The organism is Saccharothrix syringae (assembly GCF_009498035.1).
GTDB lineage: Bacteria > Actinomycetota > Actinomycetes > Mycobacteriales > Pseudonocardiaceae > Actinosynnema > Actinosynnema syringae.
Window position 1 is genome coordinate 2,412,210 of record NZ_CP034550.1, and the last position, 23,063, is coordinate 2,435,272.

General features: G+C 72.7%; 17 protein-coding genes and 1 pseudogene. 12 read left to right on the top strand and 6 right to left on the bottom strand.

Features of this window, described 5'->3' with window-relative positions; translation table 11 throughout:
- Positions 1-9 precede the first annotated feature (9 nt).
- Positions 10-315: a hypothetical protein gene (locus tag EKG83_RS11380; RefSeq protein ID WP_033434449.1), complete on the top strand. Its 306-nt coding sequence runs from the start codon at positions 10-12 to the stop codon at positions 313-315.
- Between the two features lie 162 nt (positions 316-477).
- On the opposite strand, the gene EKG83_RS11385 is transcribed toward EKG83_RS11380, so the two are convergent.
- Both EKG83_RS11385 and EKG83_RS11390 read right to left on the bottom strand, forming a co-directional pair.
- The gene (locus EKG83_RS11385) at positions 478-1,917 is read right to left on the bottom strand and encodes a sensor histidine kinase (RefSeq protein ID WP_033434448.1); all 1,440 of its coding nucleotides are present in this window, start codon (positions 1,915-1,917) and stop codon (positions 478-480) included.
- Positions 1,895-2,635 (bottom strand): response regulator transcription factor, encoded by a 741-nt coding sequence (locus EKG83_RS11390; RefSeq protein ID WP_033434447.1) that lies wholly within the window; start codon positions 2,633-2,635, stop codon positions 1,895-1,897. Before EKG83_RS11390 ends, EKG83_RS11385 begins: the two co-directional genes overlap by 23 nt.
- A gap of 161 nt (positions 2,636-2,796) precedes the next feature.
- Here EKG83_RS11390 and EKG83_RS11395 point away from each other — a divergent pair, with 161 nt between their 5' ends.
- From EKG83_RS11395 to mug, 4 genes are all read left to right on the top strand, one after another.
- A complete protein-coding gene (locus EKG83_RS11395) occupies positions 2,797-3,342 on the top strand; it encodes a hypothetical protein (RefSeq protein WP_063741465.1) in 546 nt (181 codons plus the stop codon).
- A gap of 10 nt (positions 3,343-3,352) precedes the next feature.
- A complete protein-coding gene (locus tag EKG83_RS11400) occupies positions 3,353-4,033 on the top strand; it encodes a copper resistance CopC family protein (RefSeq protein ID WP_051766731.1) in 681 nt (226 codons plus the stop codon).
- A gap of 124 nt (positions 4,034-4,157) precedes the next feature.
- Complete coding sequence (locus EKG83_RS11405) at positions 4,158-5,960, top strand: bifunctional metallophosphatase/5'-nucleotidase (protein ID WP_033434446.1); 1,803 nt, start codon at positions 4,158-4,160, stop codon at positions 5,958-5,960.
- Complete coding sequence (gene mug, locus EKG83_RS11410) at positions 5,957-6,466, top strand: G/U mismatch-specific DNA glycosylase (RefSeq protein ID WP_228122575.1); 510 nt, start codon at positions 5,957-5,959, stop codon at positions 6,464-6,466. The genes EKG83_RS11405 and mug overlap by 4 nt, the downstream gene beginning before the upstream one ends.
- On the opposite strand, the gene EKG83_RS11415 is transcribed toward mug, so the two are convergent.
- Positions 6,443-7,417, bottom strand: coding sequence for a DUF742 domain-containing protein (locus tag EKG83_RS11415; protein ID WP_153278017.1), 975 nt, complete (start codon positions 7,415-7,417; stop codon positions 6,443-6,445). The genes mug and EKG83_RS11415 overlap by 24 nt on opposite strands.
- A gap of 183 nt (positions 7,418-7,600) precedes the next feature.
- Here EKG83_RS11415 and EKG83_RS11420 point away from each other — a divergent pair, with 183 nt between their 5' ends.
- The 6 genes from EKG83_RS11420 to EKG83_RS11445 all read left to right on the top strand — a co-directional run bounded on the left by EKG83_RS11420 (position 7,601) and on the right by EKG83_RS11445 (position 18,516).
- On the top strand, positions 7,601-7,843 hold the full coding sequence (locus EKG83_RS11420) for an RNA-binding S4 domain-containing protein (protein ID WP_033434445.1): 243 nt from the start codon (positions 7,601-7,603) through the stop codon (positions 7,841-7,843).
- 841 nt (positions 7,844-8,684) lie between these two features.
- Positions 8,685-10,166: a sugar transferase gene (locus EKG83_RS11425; protein ID WP_153278018.1), complete on the top strand. Its 1,482-nt coding sequence runs from the start codon at positions 8,685-8,687 to the stop codon at positions 10,164-10,166.
- Between the two features lie 13 nt (positions 10,167-10,179).
- Positions 10,180-11,229: a Gfo/Idh/MocA family protein gene (locus EKG83_RS11430; RefSeq protein ID WP_153278019.1), complete on the top strand. Its 1,050-nt coding sequence runs from the start codon at positions 10,180-10,182 to the stop codon at positions 11,227-11,229.
- Between the two features lie 59 nt (positions 11,230-11,288).
- Complete coding sequence (locus EKG83_RS11435; protein ID WP_153278020.1) at positions 11,289-12,290, top strand: SDR family NAD(P)-dependent oxidoreductase; 1,002 nt, start codon at positions 11,289-11,291, stop codon at positions 12,288-12,290.
- An 8-nt stretch (positions 12,291-12,298) separates the two neighbouring features.
- Entirely contained in the window at positions 12,299-13,429 is a 1,131-nt protein-coding gene (locus EKG83_RS11440; RefSeq protein WP_033434442.1) for a DegT/DnrJ/EryC1/StrS family aminotransferase, read from the top strand.
- A 245-nt stretch (positions 13,430-13,674) separates the two neighbouring features.
- Positions 13,675-18,516, top strand: a complete 4,842-nt coding sequence (locus EKG83_RS11445) for a DUF4082 domain-containing protein (protein WP_153278021.1) — start codon at positions 13,675-13,677, stop codon at positions 18,514-18,516.
- A gap of 107 nt (positions 18,517-18,623) precedes the next feature.
- Here EKG83_RS11445 and EKG83_RS11450 read toward each other — a convergent pair.
- From EKG83_RS11450 to EKG83_RS11460, 3 genes and pseudogenes are all read right to left on the bottom strand, one after another.
- Positions 18,624-19,161: pseudogene (locus EKG83_RS11450) on the bottom strand (IS110 family transposase); the annotation flags it as partial.
- Between the two features lie 325 nt (positions 19,162-19,486).
- Complete coding sequence (locus EKG83_RS11455) at positions 19,487-20,851, bottom strand: O-antigen ligase family protein (RefSeq protein ID WP_051764178.1); 1,365 nt, start codon at positions 20,849-20,851, stop codon at positions 19,487-19,489.
- Position 20,852: 1 nt separating this feature from the next.
- The gene (locus EKG83_RS11460) at positions 20,853-21,986 is read right to left on the bottom strand and encodes a hypothetical protein (RefSeq protein WP_153278022.1); all 1,134 of its coding nucleotides are present in this window, start codon (positions 21,984-21,986) and stop codon (positions 20,853-20,855) included.
- A gap of 76 nt (positions 21,987-22,062) precedes the next feature.
- On the opposite strand from EKG83_RS11460, the gene EKG83_RS11465 reads away from it, so the two are divergent.
- Positions 22,063-23,028: a TolB family protein gene (locus EKG83_RS11465; protein ID WP_033427312.1), complete on the top strand. Its 966-nt coding sequence runs from the start codon at positions 22,063-22,065 to the stop codon at positions 23,026-23,028.
- The last annotated feature ends 35 nt before the right edge of the window (positions 23,029-23,063 follow it).

Genomic DNA, 23,063 nt, shown 5'->3' on the forward strand with positions numbered 1-23,063 from the left:
CTGCACACGGTGGTCGTCAACCGCGCGTTGACCTCGCAGGGGGAACGCGCCGGCGGCTCCAGCGACCGCCGCTACGGCACCGGGGAACTGTTCGTCAACAGCTACCCAGACCTGCCCTGCACCGCCCGGTGGACGCCCGGCCAGATCGACAACACCACCATCGACCCGGCCCTGCTCGCCCACGTCGCGGCGACCGCCCCCGCCCGCCGCCCGCGGTCGCTGCGGCTCACCGCCCTGGACCCCTGCTCACCGCAGGCCGCCGACTACCGCCGCGCCTACGGCACCGCCCCCAGCCAGACCCTGCGCGACGGCTGACCAAGACTGACGCCGGACGCACCCGCCCCGGCAACGACCTCGCCCTGGACGCGCTGCAGATGGCGATCCGGCGCCGACCTGACCGGATCGGTGCGTCACGGCGACCGCGGCGTGCGGCACCGGGTGATCCGCTCAACCCACCTGTGCCGACCCCACCGCGGCTCAGCGCGGCAGCCGGACCGTGAAGGTGGTCCGGCCCGGCCGGCTCGTCACCCGCACGCCGCCCTGGTGCGCCGCCACCACCGCGGCCACGATCGACAGCCCCAGCCCGGTGCTCCCCGCCGCCCGCGAGCGGGACGTGTCGCCGCGCGCGAACCGCTCGAACACCTCGCCCTGCAGCTCCTCGGGGATGCCCGGCCCGTCGTCGGTGACCGCGACCTCCACCGCCCCGCCTCCGACGCCGATCGAGGTCACCACGGTCGTCCCCGGCGGCGTGTGCACGCGGGCGTTGGACAGCAGGTTCGCCAGCACCTGGTGCAGCTTGTGCTGGTCACCGGTCACCAGCACGGCGTCCGGCGGCAGCCGCAACCGCCACTCGTGGTCGGGCCCGGCGATCCGCGCGTCGCTGACCGCGTCGACCACCAGCCGCGACAGGTCGACCGGTTCCCGGCCCAGCGGCCGGCCCGCGTCGAGCCGGGCGAGCAGCAGCAGGTCCTCCACCAGCGACGTCATCCGCACCGCCTCGGACTCCACCCGCCGCATGGCGTGCCCGACCTGCGGCGGCACCTCGTCGTTGCTGCGGCGGGTCAGCTCCGCGTAGCCGCGGATCGCCGCCAGCGGCGTGCGCAGCTCGTGGCTGGCGTCGGCGACGAACTGCCGGACCCGCGTCTCGCTGGCGTACCGGGCCTCCAGCGCGCTGCCGACGTGGCCGAGCATCTTGTTCAGCGCCAGGCCGACCTTGCCGACCTCGGTGTCGGGGTTGGCGTCCTCCTCGGCCACCCGCTCGGCCAGCGCCACCTCGCCCTTGTGCAGCGGCAGCTCCGCGACCCGGGTGGCGGTCTCGGCGACCCGGTCCAGCGGGCGCAGCGCCCGGCGCACCACGAACGTCCCGGCCAGGATCGCCGCGGTCAACCCGGCCAGCGACACCCCGCCGAGGATCAGGCCCAGCTGCCACACCGTGCTGTTCACGTCGTCCAGCGGCAGGCCGGTGATCAGCGTGTCGCCGGTCCGGGTGACGGTGGAGATGACCCGGAACTCGCCGAGGTCGCCGCCCAGGTCCACGGTGCGGGGCCCGCTGCCGGTGGCGCCGGCGACCAGCGCGCTCGCCTCGCTCGGCAGTTGCTCGGCCTGGGCGCTCTCGTCCAGCCGGTAGCCCTCCCGGCCGCCGTCCGGGGAGGTGACGACCAACAGCGTGCCGAGGTCGAAGCCGGGGCCGCCCAGCGGTCTTTCCGGCCGGGGGTTGCCGGGCAGCGGGGGCAGCATGCGGGTGGCCCGCTCGGCCGCCAGCTGCAGCTGCTCGTCCAGCCGGCCGACGAGGAAGTCGCGCAGCGCGAACCCGCTGACCACGCCGATGATCGCGCACAGCACGGCGAGCAGGGCCAGTTGCCCGACCAGCAGCCTGGTCCGCAGCGACCAGGTCCTAGGTCGCAGGCTTGAGGACATACCCGGCGCCCCGCATCGTGTGGATCATCGGCGCTCTGCCGGCGTCGATCTTCTTGCGCAGGTAGGAGATGTAGAGCTCGACGATGTTGGCCTGGCCGCCGAAGTCGTAGTTCCACACCCGGTCCAGGATCTGCGCCTTCGACAGCACCCGCCGGGGGTTGCGCATCAGGAACCGCAGCAGCTCGAACTCGGTCGCGGTCAGGTCGATCGACCGGCCGCCCCGGCGCACCTCGCGGGTCTCCTCGTCCAGCACCAGGTCGCCCACCACCAGCTCGGTGCCCGCGCTCGCCTCGGTGACGCCGGTGCGGCGCAGCAGGCCGCGCAGCCTCAGCACGACCTCCTCCAGGCTGAACGGCTTGGTGACGTAGTCGTCGCCGCCCGCGGTCAGCCCGGCGATCCGGTCCTCCACGGCGTCCTTGGCGGTCAGGAACAGCACCGGCAGGGCCGGGCTGTCGGCGCGCAGCCTGCGCAGCACCTCCAGGCCGTCGAAGTCGGGCAGCATCACGTCGAGCACGACCACGTCCGGGCGGAACTCGCGCGCGACGCGCACCGCGGACGTGCCGTCCAGGGCGGTGCGCACCTCCCACCGCTCCATCCGCAGGGCCATGGACATCAGCTCGGCGAGCGTCGACTCGTCGTCGACCACGAGCACCCGTACCGGACTGCCGTCCGGGCGGCGGAGTTCAGGGGAGGCCCCTGCGGCGGACACTGAGCGCATGCTCCCATCGTCGGCGCGGCCCTTGAGCCCCTGCTGTGCCGACCCTGTGTACCACCTGTGAACGGCTCCCGCAGGTCAGGGCGCGATCGGCGGGCCGACGCACAGCCCACGCCCAACGACCGCACAGCCCACGCACAGGCGGACCCGCGACGGTGGTGACCATGAGCACCGAACCCGAGAACCCGACCTGGGGTGACCAGCCGCCGCCGCAGGCCGCTCCCGGTAGCGGCTGGAACGGCCGCAGGACACTCGTCGCGGTCGCGATCGCCGTGGGCATCGCCGCCGCCGGTGGCGGGGTCATCTACGCCGCCAGCAACTCCGAGGCGGCCCAGCAGGGCATGGGCGGGCCGCGCGGCTACATGATGCGCGGTGGTCCCGGCATGGTCCTCATGGGCGGCCCGTTCGGCGACTCGCAGCACGGCGAGTTCCAGAACGGCGAGGTCACCGAGGTCTCCGACTCCTCCATCACGGTCAAGAGCGGCGACGGCTACACCCAGACCTACAAGATCGACGGCGACACGAAGGTCAACGGCGGCAAGGGCGACCTGGACGACATCAAGACCGGTGACCCCGTCACCGTGGTGTCGACCGAGTCCACCGCCGACAGCATCATGGCCGTCGGCGACGTCATGCGGGGCGGCGGGGACGGTCGGCAGCAGGGCGGCCGGCCGCCTGCGGACGGGCAGGGGACACCCCCGACGCGGTAGAACTACCGGTATGACCCGACTGGCGCTCTCGGCGCTGCTGGCGGCACTGGCCCTGTTCGGCACGGCGTCCCCGGCACTCGCCCACACCGAGCTGACCTCCAGCGACCCGGCGAACGGGGCGGTGCTGCCGCAGCGGCCCACGCGGCTGACGCTGACGTTCACCGAACCGGTGCCCGCCGAGAGCGCCACCATCACCGTGACCGGCCCGGACGGCAGCGCGTGGCCGCTGGGCGAGGTCGGCGCCGAGGGCACCAGCCTGGTCGTGCCGATGAAGCAGAGCGGTGCGCCGGCAGGCCAGTACCGGTTGACCTGGATGGTGCAGTCCCTGGACGGCGACTTCGTCGACGGCGTCATCACCTTCACCATGCCCGCGCCGGCCGCCGCGCAGCCGCCGCCCACCACGGCCACCGCGTCCGCGCCGACCACCACCACGACCGGCGCGGCCGCCTCCACCACCACCGGCGCGCCGACCACCACGACCACCACGACCACGTCGGCCGCCGCGGTTCCGGAGGCCGCCCGGGAGGACGACGGCGGCGGGGTGCCGCTGTGGGTGTGGATCGCGGCCGCGGTGGTGCTGGTGGCGATCGGCGTGGCGATCGCGCTCGGCCGGCGCAAGGGGGAGTCCGAGCCGGGTGCCGGGGCTTCGGGCGCCGGCGCCTCGGGAACCGACACCGAGCCTGCCGAGTAGTCCACCCCGGTCGGCCGGGCGCTGGTCGCCCGGCCGACCGTGCGTGCCTCGCGTGCGTGCCTCGCGTGCGTGCCTCGCGTGCCTGCCGGTCGCCCGGTCAACCGTCAATGACTACGGTCACCCCATGACCGGTTCTCCTCTGCCCCGCCGCGCCCTGCTCGCCGGCGGCGCCGCGAGCGTCCTCGCCGCCGCCGGGTTCCGCTCGGTGGCGCACGCCGCCCCGGACGACCGCGCGGCCGGGGCCCGCCGGTTCACCCTGACCGTCATGGGCACGACCGACCTGCACGGCAACGTGTTCAACTGGGACTACTTCGCCGACCGCGAGTTCGACGACTCCGCCCACAACGACATCGGCCTGGCGAAGCTGTCCACCCTGGTCAAAGCGGTCCGCCAGGAGCGCGGCGCCCACCGCACCCTGCTGATCGACGCGGGCGACACCATCCAGGGCACCCCGCTGGCCTACTACTACGCCAAGGTCGAACCCATCGGCCGCCGCAAGGTGCACCCGATGGCCACCGCCATGAACGAGCTGGGCTACGACGCCGCCGCGCTGGGCAACCACGAGTTCAACTACGGCATCCCCCTGCTGCGCGCGTTCGAGAAGCAGCTCGACTTCCCGCTGCTGGCCGCCAACGCCCTGGACGCGACCACCGGCAAGCCCGCGTTCCGGCCCTACGTGATCAAGACCGTGTGGCGCACCGGCGCCGCGCCGCTGCGGGTCGGCGTCCTCGGCCTGACCAACCCGGGCATCGCCATCTGGGACAAGGCGAACGTCGAGGGCCGGATGACCTTCCCCGGCGTGCTGGAGCAGGCCAGGCACTGGGTGCCGAGGGTGCGCGCGGCGGGTGCCGACGTCGTGGTCGTGGCCGCCCACTCGGGTGCCGACCTGTCCTCCTCGCTGGGCGACCTGCTGCCGTTCCCGGAGAACTGCTCGGCGCTGGTCGCCGAGGAGGTGCCGGGCATCGACGCGATCCTGGTCGGCCACGCCCACACCGAGATCGCGCAGCGCTTCGTCACCAACAGGGCCACCGGGAAGCAGGTGCTGCTGACCGAGCCCCTGTTCTGGGGCAAGCGGCTGAGCCTGGTGGAGTTCGACCTGGAGTGGACGCCCCGCCGGGGCTGGCAGCCGACGGCGTCGCGCTCGCAGGTCCTCAACACCAACACGGTCCCCGAGGACCGGGTGATCGTCGACAAGCTGCGGGCGGACCACGAGCGCGTGGTGGCCTACGTCAACTCCAAGATCGGCACGTCGAAGGCCGCCATGTCCGCCGCGACCTCCCGGTACGAGGACACCGCCGCCCTCGACTTCGTCAACCGGGTGCAGGCCGAGGCGCTGAAGGCGACCCTGACCGAGGCGCTGCCGGTGCTGTCGCTGGCCTCGCCGTTCAACAAGGCCGCCGCGATCCCGGCGGGCGACGTGTCCGTGCGCGACGTGGCCGGCCTCTACATCTACGACAACACCCTGTTCGGCGTGCGGCTCACCGGCGCGCAGCTCAAGGACTACCTGGAGCGCTCGGCCGGCTACTTCAAGGCGGTGGGCACGGCCGGACCGCACCAGCCGGACGCGCTGACCAACGCGAACGGCACCCCGGACTACCTCTACGACGTGGCCGCCGGCCTGGACGCGCCGCTCACCTACGACATCGACCTGGCCAAGCCGGTCGGGCAGCGGATCGCGGGCCTGGCCTACGGCGGCACGCCCGTGGCGCCCGACCAGGCGTTCGCGGTGGCGGTGAACAACTACCGGCAGTCCGGCGGCGGCAACTTCCCGCACATCTCCACCGCTCCGGTGCTGCACAACCGGCAGTTGGAGATCCGGCAGCTGCTGATCGAGTGGGTGCAGGAGCGCGGCGAGATCGACCCGGCCGCGTTCGCCTCCACCGACTGGCGGCTCGTGGTCGACGGGGCGCCGGTGGTGGTCGCGTGACGCTGCCCGACGTGCTGAAGCCGGGGTTGGACGTGCTGTTCTGCGGCATCAACCCCGGCCTGCTCTCGGCGGCCAAGGGGCAGCACTTCGCGCGGCCGGGCAACCGGTTCTGGCCCGCGCTGCACCTGTCCGGCTTCACCCCGCGCCTGCTCAAGCCCTCCGAGCAGGACGAGCTGCTCGACCTCGGCCTGGGCATCACCAACCTGGCGGCACGCCCCACCGCGCGGGCCGACGAGCTGGCGGACGAGGAGCTGCGGGCCGGTGGCGAGCGGCTGACCGAGGTGGTGCGGGAGTACCGGCCGAGGTTCGTGGCGATCGTGGGCGTGACGGCCTACCGCACGGCGTTCGGGCGCAAGACGGCCCGCGTCGGACCGCAGGACGAGCGCATCGCCTCGGCGCGGCTGTGGGTGCTGCCGAACCCGAGCGGGCTCAACGCGCACTACAGCCTGGCCGCGCTCGCCGAGGTGTTCGGTGAGCTGCGGTCAGAGGTTGCGCAGGCCGACTAGCACCCGTTCCAGCAGCGCCAGGTCGGGACCGCCGGGCGCGGCGGCGTTGTCGTGCACCGCCATCACGCCCATGCTGATGAGGTCGCCGATGAGCACCCGCGCCACGCCCAGCGGCACCGCCAGCAGCGCGGAGACCTCGGCGACCGAGCGCGGGTGGTTCGCGCACATCTCCACGATCGACCGCTGCTCGTGGCTGGAGTCCCGCATGGCGATGGCGATGCCGCTGTCCTCCAGCGAGACCAGGGTCTCCAGCCTCAGGTCGTGGTGGGAGGACGTGCGGCCGCCCGTCCACGCGTAGGGGCGGACCAGCGGCCCGGAGAACTCCTCGACGGGCTCCGGCTCCGGCTCCGGCGCGCGGCCGGGCGGGACCACCGGCTGCCCACCGGTGACGGCTTCGGCGAAGGGCGCGGTGTCCTCCAGCTCCGCTCCGCCCCGCTCCTCCCAGCCTTGCCCCGCCCACCCCTGCCCGGCCTGCCCGCGCTCCGCCCCGGTCTGCCGGGCCCACCCCTGTTCCTCGCGCTCCCACCACTCCGCCCGGCTGGCCCGCTCCTCCTCCGCCCGCCGCTCCTCCGCGTCGCGCCAGGACTCCGCGTCGCGCCAGGACTCCGCGTCGCGCCAGGACTCCGCGTCGCGCCAGGACTCCGCGTCGCGCCGGGCCCCCGCGTCGCGCCAGGACTCCGCGTCGCGCCGGGCCCCCGCGTCAGGTAGGGCCTGCGCCTCCGGCCCGTTCTCCGGGCCGTGCCCGCCCCCCGCTTCGCCCCGCTCCTCTTCCCGCTCCAAGCTCCGGCGCAGGGCGGCCGAACCGAACCGGGCGCCCGTCGTGCCCACCTCGCCGCGCAGCGACCGCCGCCGCCGGGGCGGCTTGGGCTGCTCGACCGACCTCTCCTCTAAGCTCCGGCGCAGCGCGGGCGAGCCGAACCGGGCACCGGTCGTGCCCACCTCACCGCGCAACGACCGACGGCGTCTTCGCTCACCACCGCCGGCGGGATCCGGGTCCGAGCTGGCTGTGCTCACATTCCGGGAACCGTAGACCGAACCACGTTCGGCGGATGTCGACCGTGTTTCCAGTGCGTGCAATCCTGGTTAACCGGTGCTCGTGCGGAAGCTTCCGGGCCCCTGCGCGATGATGGTCGCGTGCGCATCCGCGAGGTGGCGATCTCCGACGACATGATCAGGCTGGGCCAGTTCCTCAAGCTGGCCGGCCTGGCCGACAACGGCGCCCACGCCCGTGAGCTGGTCGAAGACGAAGAGGTGACGGTCAACGGCCGCGTCGAGACCCGCCGGGGCGCCCAGCTCAAGCACGGCGACGTGGTGGCCGTCGGCACCGAGAAGGTCCGGCTGATCGCCGAACCCACCCCTCCCGCCGTTCACATGTGAACAAGCGCTCACGTACCCCTACACCCCCTCACCCCCCCCGCCCAACCCCCGGTGCCGGACCGGAGGACACGCGGTGCCGGACCGGAGGACACGCGGGTTCAAAAGCTCCGCCTCGCGCGTGTCCTCCACTCGGACACCGCGTGTCCTCCGGTCAAGCACCGCGTGTCCTCCGGTGGGACATCGCGTGTCGTTCGGCGGGGCAGCGGATGCCGTCCGGTCGGGCGGGGAAAGCCGGCCGTCGGGGCAGCGGCTCGCCGGCGGGACGCGAGGGGCGGGCGGGGATTGTCCGGGTGGTGGACGTGGTCTCGGTCACTCTTGATCGGCCGGCCGGGTGGTAATTGGCGGGGCGGGTCGCCGGAAGTGGCGAGTCCGTTGCGCCGAATAGCTGCTCCCGGTATGTGAAAGGGTGATGGCCCGTCCGCCCTGCTGCGGGCGTGCTAGGGCCTGAAGTCCTTTTTCGGCTCATTGCGGCTGCATTTCGCCCGGTACCGAAAAGCCCCCTGTAACGCCGCGGGCCCCCCGAGCGATGTTCTTGGCCCGCGCCGCCGCGGACCGGTGACGACCCAGGTACGAGGGGTGCCCGACCGGAACACCCAAGCGTGGCGGGTGCGTGACCCGAAGTCACCTCGCGACACGTACGGGTGTGCGCCGGGTGTCGCACCGGTGAATCAGCATCTGGACCACCTTCACCCTGTGTGTAACGCGCGGCCGGCGCCCGACGAATGACGGTTGGCGAGGCTGAAAAAGCCCGCCGCAACATTTGCTGTACACCACACGCGGGTCCGTCGGGGATGCCCTGCGAACGAAGCACGTCCGTACCGGCTCAAACCGGGGGAGCACGATGAGCGAGCAGGTCCAGCACACGAGGCACAGACCGGTCACCGGTGGCGCCACGACCCGGCGCACCACGAGTCCCACCGTCAACGGCTGGGAACCCGCCTACCGCTACGGCGTGATCGCCGCCGACGTCCTGTGCACCTTGCTGGTCGTCGTCATGGCGGGCGCCGTGCTCCAGGCCCGCCACACCTCCGTCGGACCGCTGTCGCTGCTCGCCCTGGAGGCGATCACGATCGGGGTGGTCCTCGGTTCGCTGTTCCTCAACCGCGTCTGGAACACCACGGTGCTGGGCCAGGGCGCGGAGGAGTTCCGCCGGCTGGGGCGCGGCCTGTTCGCCTCGGTCGTCGCCCTGGGCCTGGGCGCGCTCGCGGCGGAGCTGCCGGGCGCCCGGCTGTGGGTGTTCCTGGTCGGCCCGGCGATCGCGCTGGTCGCCTTCCCGGTCCGCTACCTGCTGCGCCGCCCCCTGCACCGGGCCCGCGGCGAGGGCCGCTGCCTGCTGCCGGTGCTGGCGGCGGGCAACGTCGACACCGTCAAGGACCTGGTCTCCCGCACCCGCCGCGCCCCGCACCTGGGCTGGCGCGTGGACGCGGTCTGCACCGTCGACGGCCGCGCGCAGATCGGCGTCGAGCTGGACGGCATCCCGGTGGTGGGCCGGTTCAACGAGCTGGCCGAGCAGGTGCGCCGCGGCGGCTACCGGATCGTCGCGGTCACCCCCGACGCCTACTGGACGCCCCGCCGCCTCCAGCAGCTGGCCTGGGACCTGGAGGGCACCGGCACCGAGATGGTCGTCGCGCCCGCGCTGATGGACTTCGCGGGTCCGCGCCTGCACGTCACCGGCGTGCTCGGGATGCCGCTGCTGCGGGTGACCGAGCCGTCGTTCACCGGCTTCCGCCGCGTGGTCAAGGCGACCGTGGACAAGATCGGCTCGTGCGCGCTGCTGGCGCTGCTCAGCCCGGTGCTGCTGGCCGTCGCGGTGGCGATCATGGTCGACACCAGGGGTCCGGTGCTCTACAAGCAGCGCCGGGTCGGCAAGGACGGCGTGCCGTTCACCATCCTGAAGTTCCGCACCATGGTCACCAACGCCGACGCGCTGCGCGCCAAGCTGGAGCAGCTCAACGAGGGCGCGGGCGTGCTGTTCAAGATGAAGCGGGACCCGCGGGTCACCGCGGTCGGCCGCGTCCTGCGCCGCTACTCCCTCGACGAGCTGCCGCAGCTGTTCAACGTGCTCGGCGGCTCCATGTCGCTGGTGGGCCCGCGGCCGCCGCTGCCCGAGGAGAGCGCCAAGTACGGCCCGGACGTGCGCCGCCGGCTGCTGGTCAAGCCGGGCCTGACCGGCCTGTGGCAGGTCTCCGGCCGCAGCGACCTGTCGTGGGAGGAGTCCGTGCGGCTCGACCTGCGCTACGTGGAGGACTGGTCGCTGGCCCTCGACGCGTTGATCCTGTGGAAGACCTTCCGCGCCGTGTTCGGCGGCCAGGGGGCCTACTGAGATGGGGAACGGGATGGACCAGCCGATCGGCATCGCCGTCGTCGGCGCCGGCTACTGGGGCCCCAACCTGGTGCGCAACGCCCAGGCGACCCCCGCGCTGAAGCTGCGCTACCTGTGCGACCTGGACACCGAGCGCGCGCGCCGCGTGCTGGGCGACTACTCGACCGTGCGGGTGTGCGGCTCGCTGGACGACGTGCTGGCCGACCCCGCGGTCGACGCCGTCGCCATCGCCACGCCGGCCGCCACCCACCTGCCGGTCGCCCTGGCCGCCCTGCGCGCGGGCAAGCACGTGCTGGTGGAGAAGCCGCTCGCGGCCAACTACGCCGACGGCCTGGAGCTGGTGCGCGAGGCCGAGGAGCGCGGCCTGACCCTGATGCTGGACCACACGTTCGCGTACACGCCGGCCGTGCAGCACCTGCGGCACCTGGTGCGCAGCGGCGAGATCGGCACCGTGCGGTACCTGGACTCGGTGCGCATCAACCTGGGCCTGGTGCAGCCGGACGTCGACGTGTTCTGGGACCTCGCGCCCCACGACCTGTCGATCTTCGACGCGATCCTGCCCGACGGCGTGCGCGTCGCCCGCGTCTCCGCGCACGGCTCGGACCCGATCGGCGCGGGCCGCGCCTGCGTCGGCCACCTGACCCTGGAGCTGTCCGACGGCGTGCTGGCCCACGTGCACGTGAACTGGCTGTCGCCGACCAAGATCCGCACCATGATCGTCGGCGGCTCCCGCCGCACGGTCGTCTGGGACGACCTGAACGCCGTGCAGCGCCTGTCGGTGCACGACCGGGGGGCGGACCTCGCCGACAGCGACGAGAACCGCCGCCAGGCGATCGTCTCCTACCGCCGCGGCGACACCGTGGCCCCGGCGCTGCCGGAGCGCGAGGCGCTGCGCGGGGTGATGGCCGAGTTCGCCGCGTCCATCACCGAGAAGCGCGCGCCGCTGACCGACGGCTCGTCGGGCCTGCGGGTGCTGGCCACCCTCGAAGCCGCCTCCGCGAGCCTGGCCGCGGGCGGCGAGTTCGTCGCCGTCGACCGGGTCGGCCCACCCGCCACACCCTGAGCACCAGCACCAACCGCGCGGGCAGCGGCCCCGCGTGCACTACCGGGAGGAACAGCACGATGTCGGGAGCGGCTCAGCCGATCGAGGGGCAGCGCGCCCTGGTCACCGGAGGCGCGGGCACCATCGGCTCGGCCGTGGTGGACCAGCTGCTGGCGGCCGGCGCGGCCGAGGTGGTGGTGCTGGACAACTTCGTCCGGGGCCGCCGGGAGAACCTGGCCGACGCGTCCGCCGCGGCGGGCGACCGGCTCACCGTGGTCGAGGGCGACATCGACGACCGCGCCCTGCTCGCCGAGCTGACCCGGGGCACCGACCTGGTGTTCCACCTCGCCGCGCTGCGCATCACCCAGTGCGCCGAGCAGCCGAGGCTCGCGCTGGAGTGCCTGGTCGACGGCACCTTCAACATCATCGAGGCGTCCGTCGAGGCCGGCGTGAAGAAGGTCGTCGCCTCGTCGTCGGCGTCGGTGTACGGCCTGGCCGAGGAGTTCCCGACCACGGAGCGCCACCACCCGTACAACAACGACACGTTCTACGGCGCGGCCAAGGCGTTCAACGAGGGCATGCTGCGCAGCTTCAAGGCCATGCACGACCTGGACTACGTGGCGCTGCGCTACTTCAACGTCTACGGCCCGCGCATGGACGCCCACGGCAAGTACACCGAGGTGCTCATCCGCTGGATGGAGCGCATCGCCGACGGCCGGCCGCCGCTGATCTTCGGCGACGGCGCGCAGACCATGGACTTCGTCCACGTGCACGACATCGCGCGCGCCAACGTCCTGGCCGCGCGGGCCGACGTCACCGACCGCGTCTACAACATCGCCGGCGCCGAGGAGACCAGCCTCAAGGGCCTGGCCCTGGCGCTGCTGTCCGCGATGGACTCGGACCTGCCCCTGGAGCACGGGCCGGAGCGCGAGGTCAACGGTGTGACCCGCCGGCTGGCCGACATCTCCGCCGCGGCGCGCGACCTCGGCTGGAAGCCCGAGATCGGCCTGGAGGACGGCCTGCGTGGGCTCGTGCGGTGGTGGGTCGGGCTTGGTGCCGAGGCCGCCGAGGCGGTCCGGTGATCCCCGTCATGAAGCCCTGGCTCGGTGACGCGGAGGCGCAGGCCGCCTCCGCCGCCGTGCTGTCCGGCTGGGTCGCGCAGGGCCCGAAGGTCGCCGCGTTCGAGGACGCCTTCGCCCGCCGCGTGGCCGCGCTGCACGCGGTGGCGCTGTCCTCGTGCACCACCGCCCTGCACGTGGCGCTGCACCTGCTCGGCGTCGGCCCCGGCGACGAGGTCGTCGTGCCGTCGCTGTCGTTCATCGCCACCGCCAACGCGGTCCGCCACTGCGGTGCCGAGCCGGTGTTCGCCGACGTGGAGCCGGAGACCGGCAACCTCTCCGCGGCCACCGTCGCGCAGGTGCTCACCGAGCGCACCAGGGCCGTGGTCCTGGTGCACCAGGCCGGCGTGCCCGCGGACGTGGAGGCGCTGCGCGACCTGTGCCGCCCGCGCGGGGTCACCGTGGTGGAGGACGCGGCCTGCGCGGCCGGGTCGACCTACCGCGGCGTGCCGGTCGGCGCGGACGCGGAGCTGGCCGCCTGGTCGTTCCACCCGCGCAAGCTGATCACCACCGGTGAGGGCGGCATGCTCACCACCGACCGCGAGGAGTGGGCGGTGCGGGGCAGGCGGCTGCGCGAGCACGGCATGAGCGTCAGCGCGGCCGAGCGGCACAGCGGCGGCGGCGCGGTGGTGGAGAGCTACCTGGAGACCGCGTTCAACTACCGGATGACCGACATCCAGGCCGCGATCGGCCTGGTGCAGCTGGGCAAGCTGGACGCGATCGTGCGGCGCAGGCGCGAGCTGGCGGCCCGCTACCACCGGCTGCTCGCCGACGTGCCGGGCCTGCGCGCGGTCCGCGACCCGGAGCACGGCACGACCAACTACCAGTCGTTCTGGGTCCTGCTCCCGGACGACGCGCCGCTGTCGCGCAACGACGTGCTGGCCAGGCTCGTGGAGCGGGGCGTGTCGGCCCGCCGCGGGATCATGGCCGCGCACCGGGAACCCGCCTACGCCGGGCACCCGCGCGGCGACCTGCCGGTGACCGAGCGGTTCACCGACCGGTCGCTGATCCTCCCGCTGTACCACGACCTGGGCGAGGCCGACCAGCTCACGGTGGTCGACGAGCTCAGGGCGGCGCTGGACCTGCCGCTGGTGTCGCACTAACCCCGCCGGAAGACCGGCCACCCCACCCGCGGGCGACAGCCGCCCGCGGGTGGGGTCTGCCGCGTGGTGACCACGCTCCGTAACGGACGGTAGTTCCTCGGCAATCGGGGGAAAACCTTGTTCCTCCGGGTGTAACACGCCAATTGAGATCCGCGACGATCGGAGCAACAGCACTCCGCTGGTTGATGTAGTGTCCGCGCGATTACCCGCAGTAGCCGTCCGCTTTGTCCGAGAGGTGAATTCCCATGACCGCCGTCCCGACCCGGGCCAGACCCGTGCTAGCGGTGTACCTGCTGAGACTACTGGTCGTGACGGCGCTGGTGGTCTCCACCATCGTGGTCGTCGGCGTGTTCCGGGCACCCGAGGCGGCGGCCGCCCCGTGCGACGCGCCCGTGGTCAACAAGGTGGCGTGCGAGAACACCAAGACCGGCACGCCGGACTGGCAGGTGACCTACCGGGACGACTCGATCCTGGGCTACACCACGGACATCAGCGCGGCCCCCGGCGACCAGGTCGACTTCAAGATGCTGACCAGCGCCTCGTCCTACTACATCGACATCTACCGGCTGGGCTGGTACCAGGGCGTCGGCGCCCACTTCAAGGAGCGGATCACCCGCGAGAAGGCCCAGAACCAGGACCCGTGCCTGCGCGGCACCGACGGCAGCGCGCTGATCGACTGCGGCAACTGGGAGGTCTCGCTGAGCTGGAAGGTGCCGCTGGACGCGGTTTCCGGCCTGTACTACGCGCGGGCGCACCGCAACGACACCGGCGCCGAGAACGAGATCGTGTTCATCGTCCGCGACGACACCAGCACGTCGAAGATCCTGTTCCAGACCTCCGACTCGACCTGGGTGGCCTACAACCGGTACGGCGGCAACAGCCTGTACTTCGGTGACGGCCCCGGTCAGGGCGGTCAGGCGTACAAGGTGAGCTACAACCGGCCGTACACCGGCGGTGACGGTGACGACAACTTCATCTTCAACGCCGAGTACCCGATGTTGAGGTTCCTGGAGCGCAACGGTTACGACCTGAGCTACACCACCGACGTGGACTCGGCCCGCCGCGGGCACCTGATCAAGAACCACAAGGTGTTCATGGCCGTGGGCCACGACGAGTACTGGTCGAACGAGCAGCGGGCCAACGTGGAGGCCGCCCGGGACGCGGGCGTGCACCTGGCGTTCCTGACCGGCAACGAGATCTTCTGGAAGACCAGGTGGGAGAAGTCCATCGACGCCTCCCACACCGACTGGCGCACGGTGGCCTGCTACAAGGAGACCAAGGGCACCCAGAGCGACGGCCTGCCCGACTGGACCGGCACCTGGCGCGACCCGCGCTACCCCGACCAGGACGGCGGCCGGCCCGAGAACGCCCTGCTGGGCAACCTCTTCACCGTCAACGGCCGGCGCGAGGACTCGCTCCAGGTGCCCGCCGCCTACGGCAAGATGCGGCTCTGGCGGCACACCGACCTGCAGAACATGGCCGCCAACACCACCTACACCTTCGAGCCCGGCACCCTGGGCTACGAGTGGAACTCGGTGGAGGACAACGGCTTCCAGCCCGCCGGCGTGGCGCAGCTCTCCCGCACCACGGTCACCATGTCCGAGGGCCCGTACGTGCTGCAGAACCACGGCGACTACTACACCCCGGACACCAAGACCCACGCGATCACCTACTACCGCCACCCCAGCGGCTCCCTGGTGTTCGGCGCGGGCACGGTCCAGTGGGCCTGGGGCGTGGACGACGAGCACGCGTTCCTGACCAACACGCCCACCTCGGACCGGAGGATGCAGCAGGCCACGGTCAACTTCCTGGCCGACATGGGCGTGCAGCCCACCACCCGCCAGTCCGACCTGTTCGAGGCGAGCGCGAGCACCGACGCCACCGCGCCGGTGGTGGCGTTCACCAGCGTGCCGCCCGCCTCGACCGTCGGCACCGCCTACAGCTTCTCCGGCACGGTCACCGACGCCGCCGGCCGGGTCGCCGGCGTCGAGGTGTCCACCGACGGCGGCACGCGCTGGCACCCGGCCAACTGGCAGGCCGGCCAGAACGCGTGGAGCTACACCTACACACCGAGCCAGTCCGGCCCGGCGAGCCTGCGGGTGCGCGCGGTCGACGACTCGCTCAACCTGTCCGCCCCGGTGACGGCCACCCCGGGCGTGAACGCGCGCACCTGCCCGTGCGGGCTGTGGACCGACGCCGACAAGCCGGGCGTGGCCGACAGCGGCGACCCCTCGCCCCTGGAGCTGGGCGTCAAGTGGCGCGCGAACAGCGACGGCTACGTGCGCGGCGTGCGGTTCTACAAGGGCGCGGGCAACACCGGCACGCACACCGGCACGCTGTGGTCGGCGAGCGGCCAGCAGCTGGCCACCGGCACGTTCCAGAACGAGACCGCGAGCGGCTGGCAGACGCTGGTGTTCGCCCAGCCGGTGCAGGTGACCGGCGGCACCACCTACGTCGTGTCGTACTTCGCGCCCAACGGCCACTACTCCTACGACCTGGAGTACTTCCTCGAACAGCCCCGCCGGCTGGAGCCGATGACCGGGCTCGAGAACGGCGAGGACGGCACCAACGGCCTGTTCCGCTTCGGCTCCCCGGGCTTCCCGACCCAGTCGCACTGGGGCAGCAACTACTGGGTCGACGTGGTGTGGGCGCCGGACCCCGGCCCCGACCTGCGCGCGCCCCTGCTGGTGTCCACCACGCCGCTGGCCGGCGAGGGCACCGTCGCGCTCACCCCGTCGATCTCGGGCACCTACGACGAGGTGATCGCGCCCGGCTCCGCCCAGTTCACCGTCACCGGCCCGAGCGGCGCGGTGTCCGGCTCGACGGCGCTGTCCAACGGGGACCGCACCGCCACCTTCACGCCGACCCAGCCGCTGACCCCGAACACCGCCTACACCGCGGCGCTGCGCGTGTCGGACGCGGCGGGCAACCAGACCACGCAGTCGACGTGGTCGTTCACCACCGGCGCGACCAGGCCCGCGGCCTGCCCGTGCACGATCTGGGACGACTTCGCGCGGCCCGCCGCCTACGCGGCCGACGACGGCACGCCCACCGAGGTCGGCACCAAGGTCCGGTTCAACGGCAAGGGCGAGGTGCTGGGCATCCGCTTCTTCAAGGGACCCGGCAACACCGGCACGCACACCGGCACCCTGTGGTCGTCCACCGGCCTGCTGCTGGCCACCGGCACGTTCGAGAACGAGAGCACCACCGGCTGGCAGAAGCTGACCTTCGCCTCACCGGTCGTCGTCCAGGCCAACACCACCTACGTCGTGTCCTACTACGCCCCCAACGGCCACTACTCGGTCACCCCGGGCGGGTTCTCCGGGCAGGGCGCGGGCTACGGCGCCATCCGGGCGCTGGCCGACGGCGTGGACGGCCCCAACGGCGTCTACCGCTACGGCGCGGGCGGCGGGTTCCCCGAGTCGACCTACAACGCGACGAACTACTGGGTCGACGTCGTCTACCGCAACGGCCTCAACGGCGACACCACGCCGCCGACGATCACCAACCGGACGCCCGCGCCGGACGCGGTGAACGTCGCCGTGACCGGCACGCTGACCACGACGTTCAGCGAGCCGGTCGACCCGGCGTCGGCGCAGGTGTGGCTGACCGACCCGCGCGGCGCGAAGCTGGGCGGCGCGATCTCGCTGTCGGGCGACCAGAAGACGGTCACCTGGACGCCGGGCGGCAGGCTGGTGCCCAACACCCGCTACACGGCCAGCGTGCTGATCGCCGACGCCAACGGCAACCCGATGCCGGAACCGGCGACGTGGTCGTTCACCACCACCTCGACCGCGATCTGCCCGTGCACGCTGTTCAGCGCGGCCACCGTGCCGACGGTGCAGTCGGCCGCCGACTCGGGCACCTACGAGCTGGGCGTCCGGTTCACCCCGACCGCGGGCGGCCGGATCACCGGCGTGAAGTTCTACAAGGGCACCGCCAACACCGGCACGCACACCGGCACGCTGTGGTCGGCCGGCGGCCAGCAGCTGGCCACCGGGACGTTCCAGAACGAGACGGCGAGCGGCTGGCAGACGCTGGTCTTCGCCAACCCGGTGTACGTGTCGTCGGGCGTCACCTACACCGCGTCCTACACCACGACCACCGGCAAGTACGCCGTGGACGGCGAGTACTTCAGCGGGTACTCGGTGGCCTCCGGGCCGCTGAGCGCGCCCGCCGCGGCCAACGGCGGCAACGGCGTCTTCCGGTCCGGCACGGGCTTCCCGACGAACTCCTACGCGGGCGGCAACTACTGGGTCGACGTGGTGTACCTGCCCAACGACGACAACACCCCGCCGGCGGTCGTCGGGCGCACCCCGCTCGACGGCGCCACCCAGGTGTCGCGGACCGCGCCGCTGACCGCGTCCTTCGACGAGCCGGTCGACCTCGCGTCGGCGCAGTTCACCCTCGTCGACCAGGGCGGCGCGAAGCTGGCGGGCACGCTGGCGCTGTCGGCCAACCAGCAGCAGGTGACGTGGACCCCCGCGGCACCGCTGGGCGGCGGCACGACCTACACGGCGAGCCTGCGCGTCGCCGACGTCTACGGCAACGTGATGACGGCGCCGACGACGTGGTCGTTCACCACGACGACCGCGGGCAACTGCCCGTGCTCGCTGTTCAGCGCGGCCACCGTGCCGACGGAGGTGTCCTCGGGGGAGACCGACGCCTACGAGCTGGGCGTGCGGTTCGTGCCCTCGGCCAACGGCGCGGTCACCGGCATCAGGTTCTACAAGGGCGCGGCCAACACCGGCACGCACACCGGCACGCTGTGGTCGGCCGGTGGGCAGCAGCTGGCCACCGGCACGTTCCAGGGCGAGACCGCGAGCGGCTGGCAGACGCTGGTGTTCGACCAGCCGGTGCAGGTCGACGCGGGCACGACCTACGTGGCGTCCTACTACGCGCCCAACGGCCACTACTCGGTGGACACGGGTTACTTCATGGGCAACTCGGTGACCAGCCCGCCGCTGAGCGCGCCGGCGTCCGCGGAGGGCATGCTGAACGGTCTTTACAAGGCCGGGCCGGGCTTCCCCGGGCAGTCCTACGCGGGCAGCAACTACTGGGTCGACGTGGTGTTCACGACCGGGTGACGGCTGTTCCGTGAACGCCGAGGCCGCTGCCACCGGTTCACCGGTGGCAGCGGCCTCGGGGTGTCGGTAGTGGGTTTTGGTGCGGAGCATGGCAGGACGTCGCAGCGTCGTCGGGCCAGGCGGATCAGGGCGGCGTAGGCGGCCGGGTGGGCGGAGCCGGCGAAGCCGGAGGCGTCGCCGACTTCGAGCAGGATGCGGGCGGCGGTCGGAGACCCCGGTGCCGGGCATCGGGGTCAGGACCTCGGCGAGAGGGTGCGCATCAGGCATCCCTTCGACCTCGCCCGTGATGGCCTTTCGTTGATGGAGCACGGTTTTGAGGCTGTCGGCGAGCCTGGGCAGCACGGTGTCGGCGGCCGTGGTGCCGGGAACGGTCACGGTCTGTTCGACCAGCCTGGCGTCCATGCGGGGTGCGTGGGCGGTGGCGTGGGCGTCGCGGGCGTCGGTCTTGGCGTTGCCGGGGTGGAGGTCGGCGATGCGGCACATGGCCAGGCCGGGCAGGTAGGCGACCTGGTGCCCGAGGGCGCGGGCGGCCGTGACGGGCAGCGGTGCGTCGTGCAGGCGTTTGCCGGTGGCGTCCAGGGCGACGGCGTGGTGTTCGCCCTTGCCCACGTCCAGGCCGAGGAACACCTGGTAGCCGCTGGTCATGCTGGGGTTCTTCCGTCTCGTGCCGGGTGGTCGCGGGTCGGGCATCGTCGGCCGGCGGCCACGTTACGACGAGACCTGCCCGAAGGTGGCCGTGTCCCTGTCGGCGGTCCGGCGATGCCACCGGGTCCGGTGACACCACCCCCGGATCATGCGTTCGACCGGAGGCGCACGTCATGCCCGACCCGGCGACCACAGCTCCTTGATCAGGAACCACGAAGAAGGCAACGGGAGATGCCGCTGTTCCCGTAGGTCACGCCGGCCCGAGCGCCCTGGTCACCCGAGGGCCGCGGCCGGTGCCCGGTCCCCTCGTCGGCAGCCGGTACCGCTACACCGAGGGCGACAGGGGCTTGGCGCCCTCGCCCTGACCGCCCTCGCCCTGACCGGGGTCGCGCGCCCCGCCCCGCCGCTCGGCCAGGGCGATGCGCAGCGCCGCGCCGGACAGGCCGACCATGGTGAACACCATGCCGGTCGCCACGCCGAAGCTCAGCAGGTCGAACGTCGCCGAGGCGATGCCGCCGACCAGCACGGCCGCCAGCAGGCAGCTCGCCAGGCCCTTCAACGCCTCGTCCCCGCTGACCAGGCGCGTGCGCACGGTCGCGTAGCAGGCCGCCAGGAACATCCCGATCAGCGCGAACAGGCCCAGGTAGCCGTTCTCGATCAGGGTCAGCAGGAACTGGTTGTCCAGGATCGTGTACTTCGTCGGCAGGAACGTGCCGAAACCCCGGCCCAGCAGCGGGTTCAGGTCGATCTGGTCCGCCGCCGCCTCGTAGTCCGCGGTGCGCGCCTTGACGCTCGGGTCGTCCTCGATGTTGGCGAACATGCCGCGGATCGTGCCGAACAGGCCCGGCACGGTCAGGCTCGCGCCGAGGAAGAACACGACGCCCAGCACCGCCACGGTCATCCGGCGGCGGCGGGGGAGCGTGAGCACCAGCACGACGACCGACACGGTCATGCCGAGGATCGCGGTGCGCGACAGCGCGGTCAGCCCGCCCAGGCCCACCAGGGCCAGGCACAGCCACCAGCGCACCTGCGGCGTGCCCTCGTCGCGGGAGCGGAACACGTAGTGCACGCCCAGCGGCACCGCCATCGCGCACACCAGGCCGTACTCGATGGGGTGGTTCGTGGTGCCGGTGGGCCGGCGGAAGATCGACCGGCTCTCCATCGCCGAGTAGGCGTTCTCCTGGACGCGCAGGCCGGGCAGGCTCACGTAGGAGGCCAGGTCGACGCCGGCGCCGAACTGCACCAGGCCCACGAACGCGATCATCGCCGAGCACACCAGGATCAGCTTGAGCACCTTGTCCAGGCGCTCGCGGGTGCGGATGGCGTCGCAGGCGAAGATCGCCACGCTGATGGTGGCCACGATGCGCACCATGCTGCTGTCGGCCACGGTCAGCTCGTCGGTGGGCAGCCAGCGGCGCGTGGCCACGGCGTAGGTGGCCAGGTGCATGGCCAGGTAGATCAGCACGGCGGTGCGCAGCGCGTTGCGGCCCTTGCCCATGCCGAGGCTGTCCACCATGTGGGCGGACAGCGACAGCACGCCCAGCAGCAGCGCCACCACCAGGGCGGGCGGCAGGGTCATCGGCACGAACGACAGCACCAGCCGGGCCGGGATCACCAGCAGCGCCAGCAGGTAGGCGCAGACGAGCGTGGCGCCGTCCGCGCGTTGCCGCACGCGGGTCGGGGCGCTCATCTCACCGGGGGTCTTCGTGCGCGGGCCAGCTCGGGGCGCCGGGCTTGGGCTGGTCCGGCTGCCCGACGGCGGCGATCTTCACGGTCTTCTCGCTGGCCGTCGGCTGCACCTTGACGGTCTGCTCGCTGGCCGTGACCGGCCTGCGCGCGGGCGGCCGCTGGGCGGGCGCGCCGGGCTGGTCGGGCCTGCGGGGCTGCCCGTTGACCGGGGGCCTCGGCGCCGCGCCCTGGGTGCCCTGCTGTGCCTGTCCCGGCGCCCCCTGCGGGCCCTGAGAGGCGTTCTGGGGCCCGTTCTGGGGCGTGTTCTGGCGCGGTGCCTGGTTCTGCGTCTGGTTCTGCGTCTGGTTCTGGTTCTGCGCCTGGCCCTGCGGTGCCGGGCGGGTCTCGGGGGCCGCCTCGTCCGCCTTCGGCGCCTCGGCCGCGCCGCCGCTCTTGTCGTCCTCGTCGTCGGGGGTGCCCGCGGCGTTCCCGGCGGCCTCGCGGCGGCGCTTGAGCCTGCCCATCACGCTGTCCGAGGCGAACGTCACGGCGAGGGTGAACAGCATCATCAGCACGAAACCGGCACCCGCGTACCGGACCTTGCCGCCGATCTGCGCCTCCGCCGTGGTCGGGTTGACGATCACCTGCGAGGTGATGAACGTCGGCTCCGGCGCGTTGAGCTTGCGCTGCTGCTGCTCCAGCTCCGAGCGGGCGAAGTCGAGCACCGTGGTGACCAGCTTCTCGGCCTCGTCCGGTGACTCGCAGTCGGTCACCACGAACAGGAACGGGCCGTTCTGCCCGCCGCCGGAGGCGGTGAAGTTCGCGGTCGAGCCCTTGGTGATGCCCAGGTTCTCGCGGGTCTTGGGGTCCGCGAGGATCTGGGCGATGATCTGCGAGGTGGTCGACAGGCTGCCGTCGAAGGCCAGCAGCGGGTTGATCCTGACCGCTTCCTCGGGCGAGACGTTCTCCGAGAAGGTGCCGCCGGCCGACGGCGAGGTGAACACCACCACACCGGTGGACTCGTAGCGGGTCGGGATCGACACGAACACGCCCGCCGCCACGCCCACCGCCAGGAGGGCCGACGGCAGGGCGATGTACCACCGCCGCCGCAGGACACGAAGCGCGCCCCAGAAGTCCATCCGTTCCCCGATCCGCATTTACCCTGCGTAGAGGTGCGCAAGGGTGTTGTTACCCTGAAATCGGCCGACTCGCGCCTTCTCGTTACAGGTGGTGATGGATTTGGGCTCCCGGCGCACCGTGCTCGCCGTCGCCGCCATCGTACTGGTCGTCGTGGCGGGCGCGGTCTACGTGCTGGCGGTCGCCCGCGACGTGCCGCCGGTGGCGCCCGCCGCCGCGGCGGCCCAGGGCGACCTGCTGTACGTGGAGCTGGCCGACGGCCGGTCGCGGGTCGAGCAGGTGAGCCTGGCCGACCCCGGTTCGCCCGGCGCCACCGACCGGACGTGCCAGCGGTTCTACCGGGCGGCCGGCACCGAGGTGTGCCTGAAGCTCTCCGGTCCCGGGCCCACCTACGCGGCGGAGGTGTCGCGCGACGGCGCCGTGGTGCGGACCGTCCCGCTGCCGGGCATCCCCAGCCGGGCCAAGGTGTCCGCGTCCGGCCAGGTGGTCAGCTGGACGTCGTTCGTGACGGGCGACTCCTACGCGGTGCCGGGCGGCTTCTCCACCCGCACCGGGTTCCTGGACCTGCGCACCGACGAGGTGGTGGAGACCCTGGAGGGCTTCACGGCCGACGTCGAGGGCCGGCCGCACGGCGCGGAGGACACCAACTACTGGGGCCTGACCGTCGGGGCGGACGACCGCACGTTCTACGCCACCCTCGCCTCCGGCGGCTTCACCTGGCTCGTCCAGGGCGACCTCCGGTCCCGCACCCTCCGCTCGCTGCGCCGCGACGCCGAGTGCCCGTCCCTCTCCCCGGACGGCACCAAGATCGCCTACAAGAAGCGCATCGGCCGCCTGGGCCCCTGGGATTTGGCAGTGCTCGACCTGGCCACCGGCGAGGAGCGGCGCCTCCCCGGCACCGCGGGCGTCGACGACCAGGCCACCTGGCTGGACGGCACCCGCCTGGCCTTCGCCGCCGTGCCCAAGGACGCCAGGCAGCCCGCCATCCACCTCGTCCCCGCCGACGGCTCCGCCCAGGCCCAGCTCCTGATCCCCGACGCCACCAGCCCCTCCCCGGCCTGACCCCGCGCGTGTCCTCCACCCGGACACCGCGTGTC

What these genes read in the sequence shown, in the direction of transcription:
- EKG83_RS11385 (WP_033434448.1), bottom strand. Translation starts at nt 1,917, where the DNA reads ATGTCCTCAAGCCTGCGACCTAGGACCTGGTCGCTGCGGACCAGGCTG.
- EKG83_RS11390 (WP_033434447.1), bottom strand. Translation starts at nt 2,635, where the DNA reads ATGCGCTCAGTGTCCGCCGCAGGGGCCTCCCCTGAACTCCGCCGCCCG.
- EKG83_RS11395 (WP_063741465.1), top strand. Translation starts at nt 2,797, where the DNA reads ATGAGCACCGAACCCGAGAACCCGACCTGGGGTGACCAGCCGCCGCCG.
- EKG83_RS11400 (WP_051766731.1), top strand. Translation starts at nt 3,353, where the DNA reads ATGACCCGACTGGCGCTCTCGGCGCTGCTGGCGGCACTGGCCCTGTTC.
- EKG83_RS11405 (WP_033434446.1), top strand. Translation starts at nt 4,158, where the DNA reads ATGACCGGTTCTCCTCTGCCCCGCCGCGCCCTGCTCGCCGGCGGCGCC.
- EKG83_RS11425 (WP_153278018.1), top strand. Translation starts at nt 8,685, where the DNA reads ATGAGCGAGCAGGTCCAGCACACGAGGCACAGACCGGTCACCGGTGGC.
- EKG83_RS11430 (WP_153278019.1), top strand. Translation starts at nt 10,180, where the DNA reads ATGGACCAGCCGATCGGCATCGCCGTCGTCGGCGCCGGCTACTGGGGC.
- EKG83_RS11435 (WP_153278020.1), top strand. Translation starts at nt 11,289, where the DNA reads ATGTCGGGAGCGGCTCAGCCGATCGAGGGGCAGCGCGCCCTGGTCACC.
- EKG83_RS11440 (WP_033434442.1), top strand. Translation starts at nt 12,299, where the DNA reads ATGAAGCCCTGGCTCGGTGACGCGGAGGCGCAGGCCGCCTCCGCCGCC.
- EKG83_RS11445 (WP_153278021.1), top strand. Translation starts at nt 13,675, where the DNA reads ATGACCGCCGTCCCGACCCGGGCCAGACCCGTGCTAGCGGTGTACCTG.
- EKG83_RS11455 (WP_051764178.1), bottom strand. Translation starts at nt 20,851, where the DNA reads ATGAGCGCCCCGACCCGCGTGCGGCAACGCGCGGACGGCGCCACGCTC.
- EKG83_RS11460 (WP_153278022.1), bottom strand. Translation starts at nt 21,986, where the DNA reads ATGCGGATCGGGGAACGGATGGACTTCTGGGGCGCGCTTCGTGTCCTG.
- EKG83_RS11465 (WP_033427312.1), top strand. Translation starts at nt 22,063, where the DNA reads ATGGATTTGGGCTCCCGGCGCACCGTGCTCGCCGTCGCCGCCATCGTA.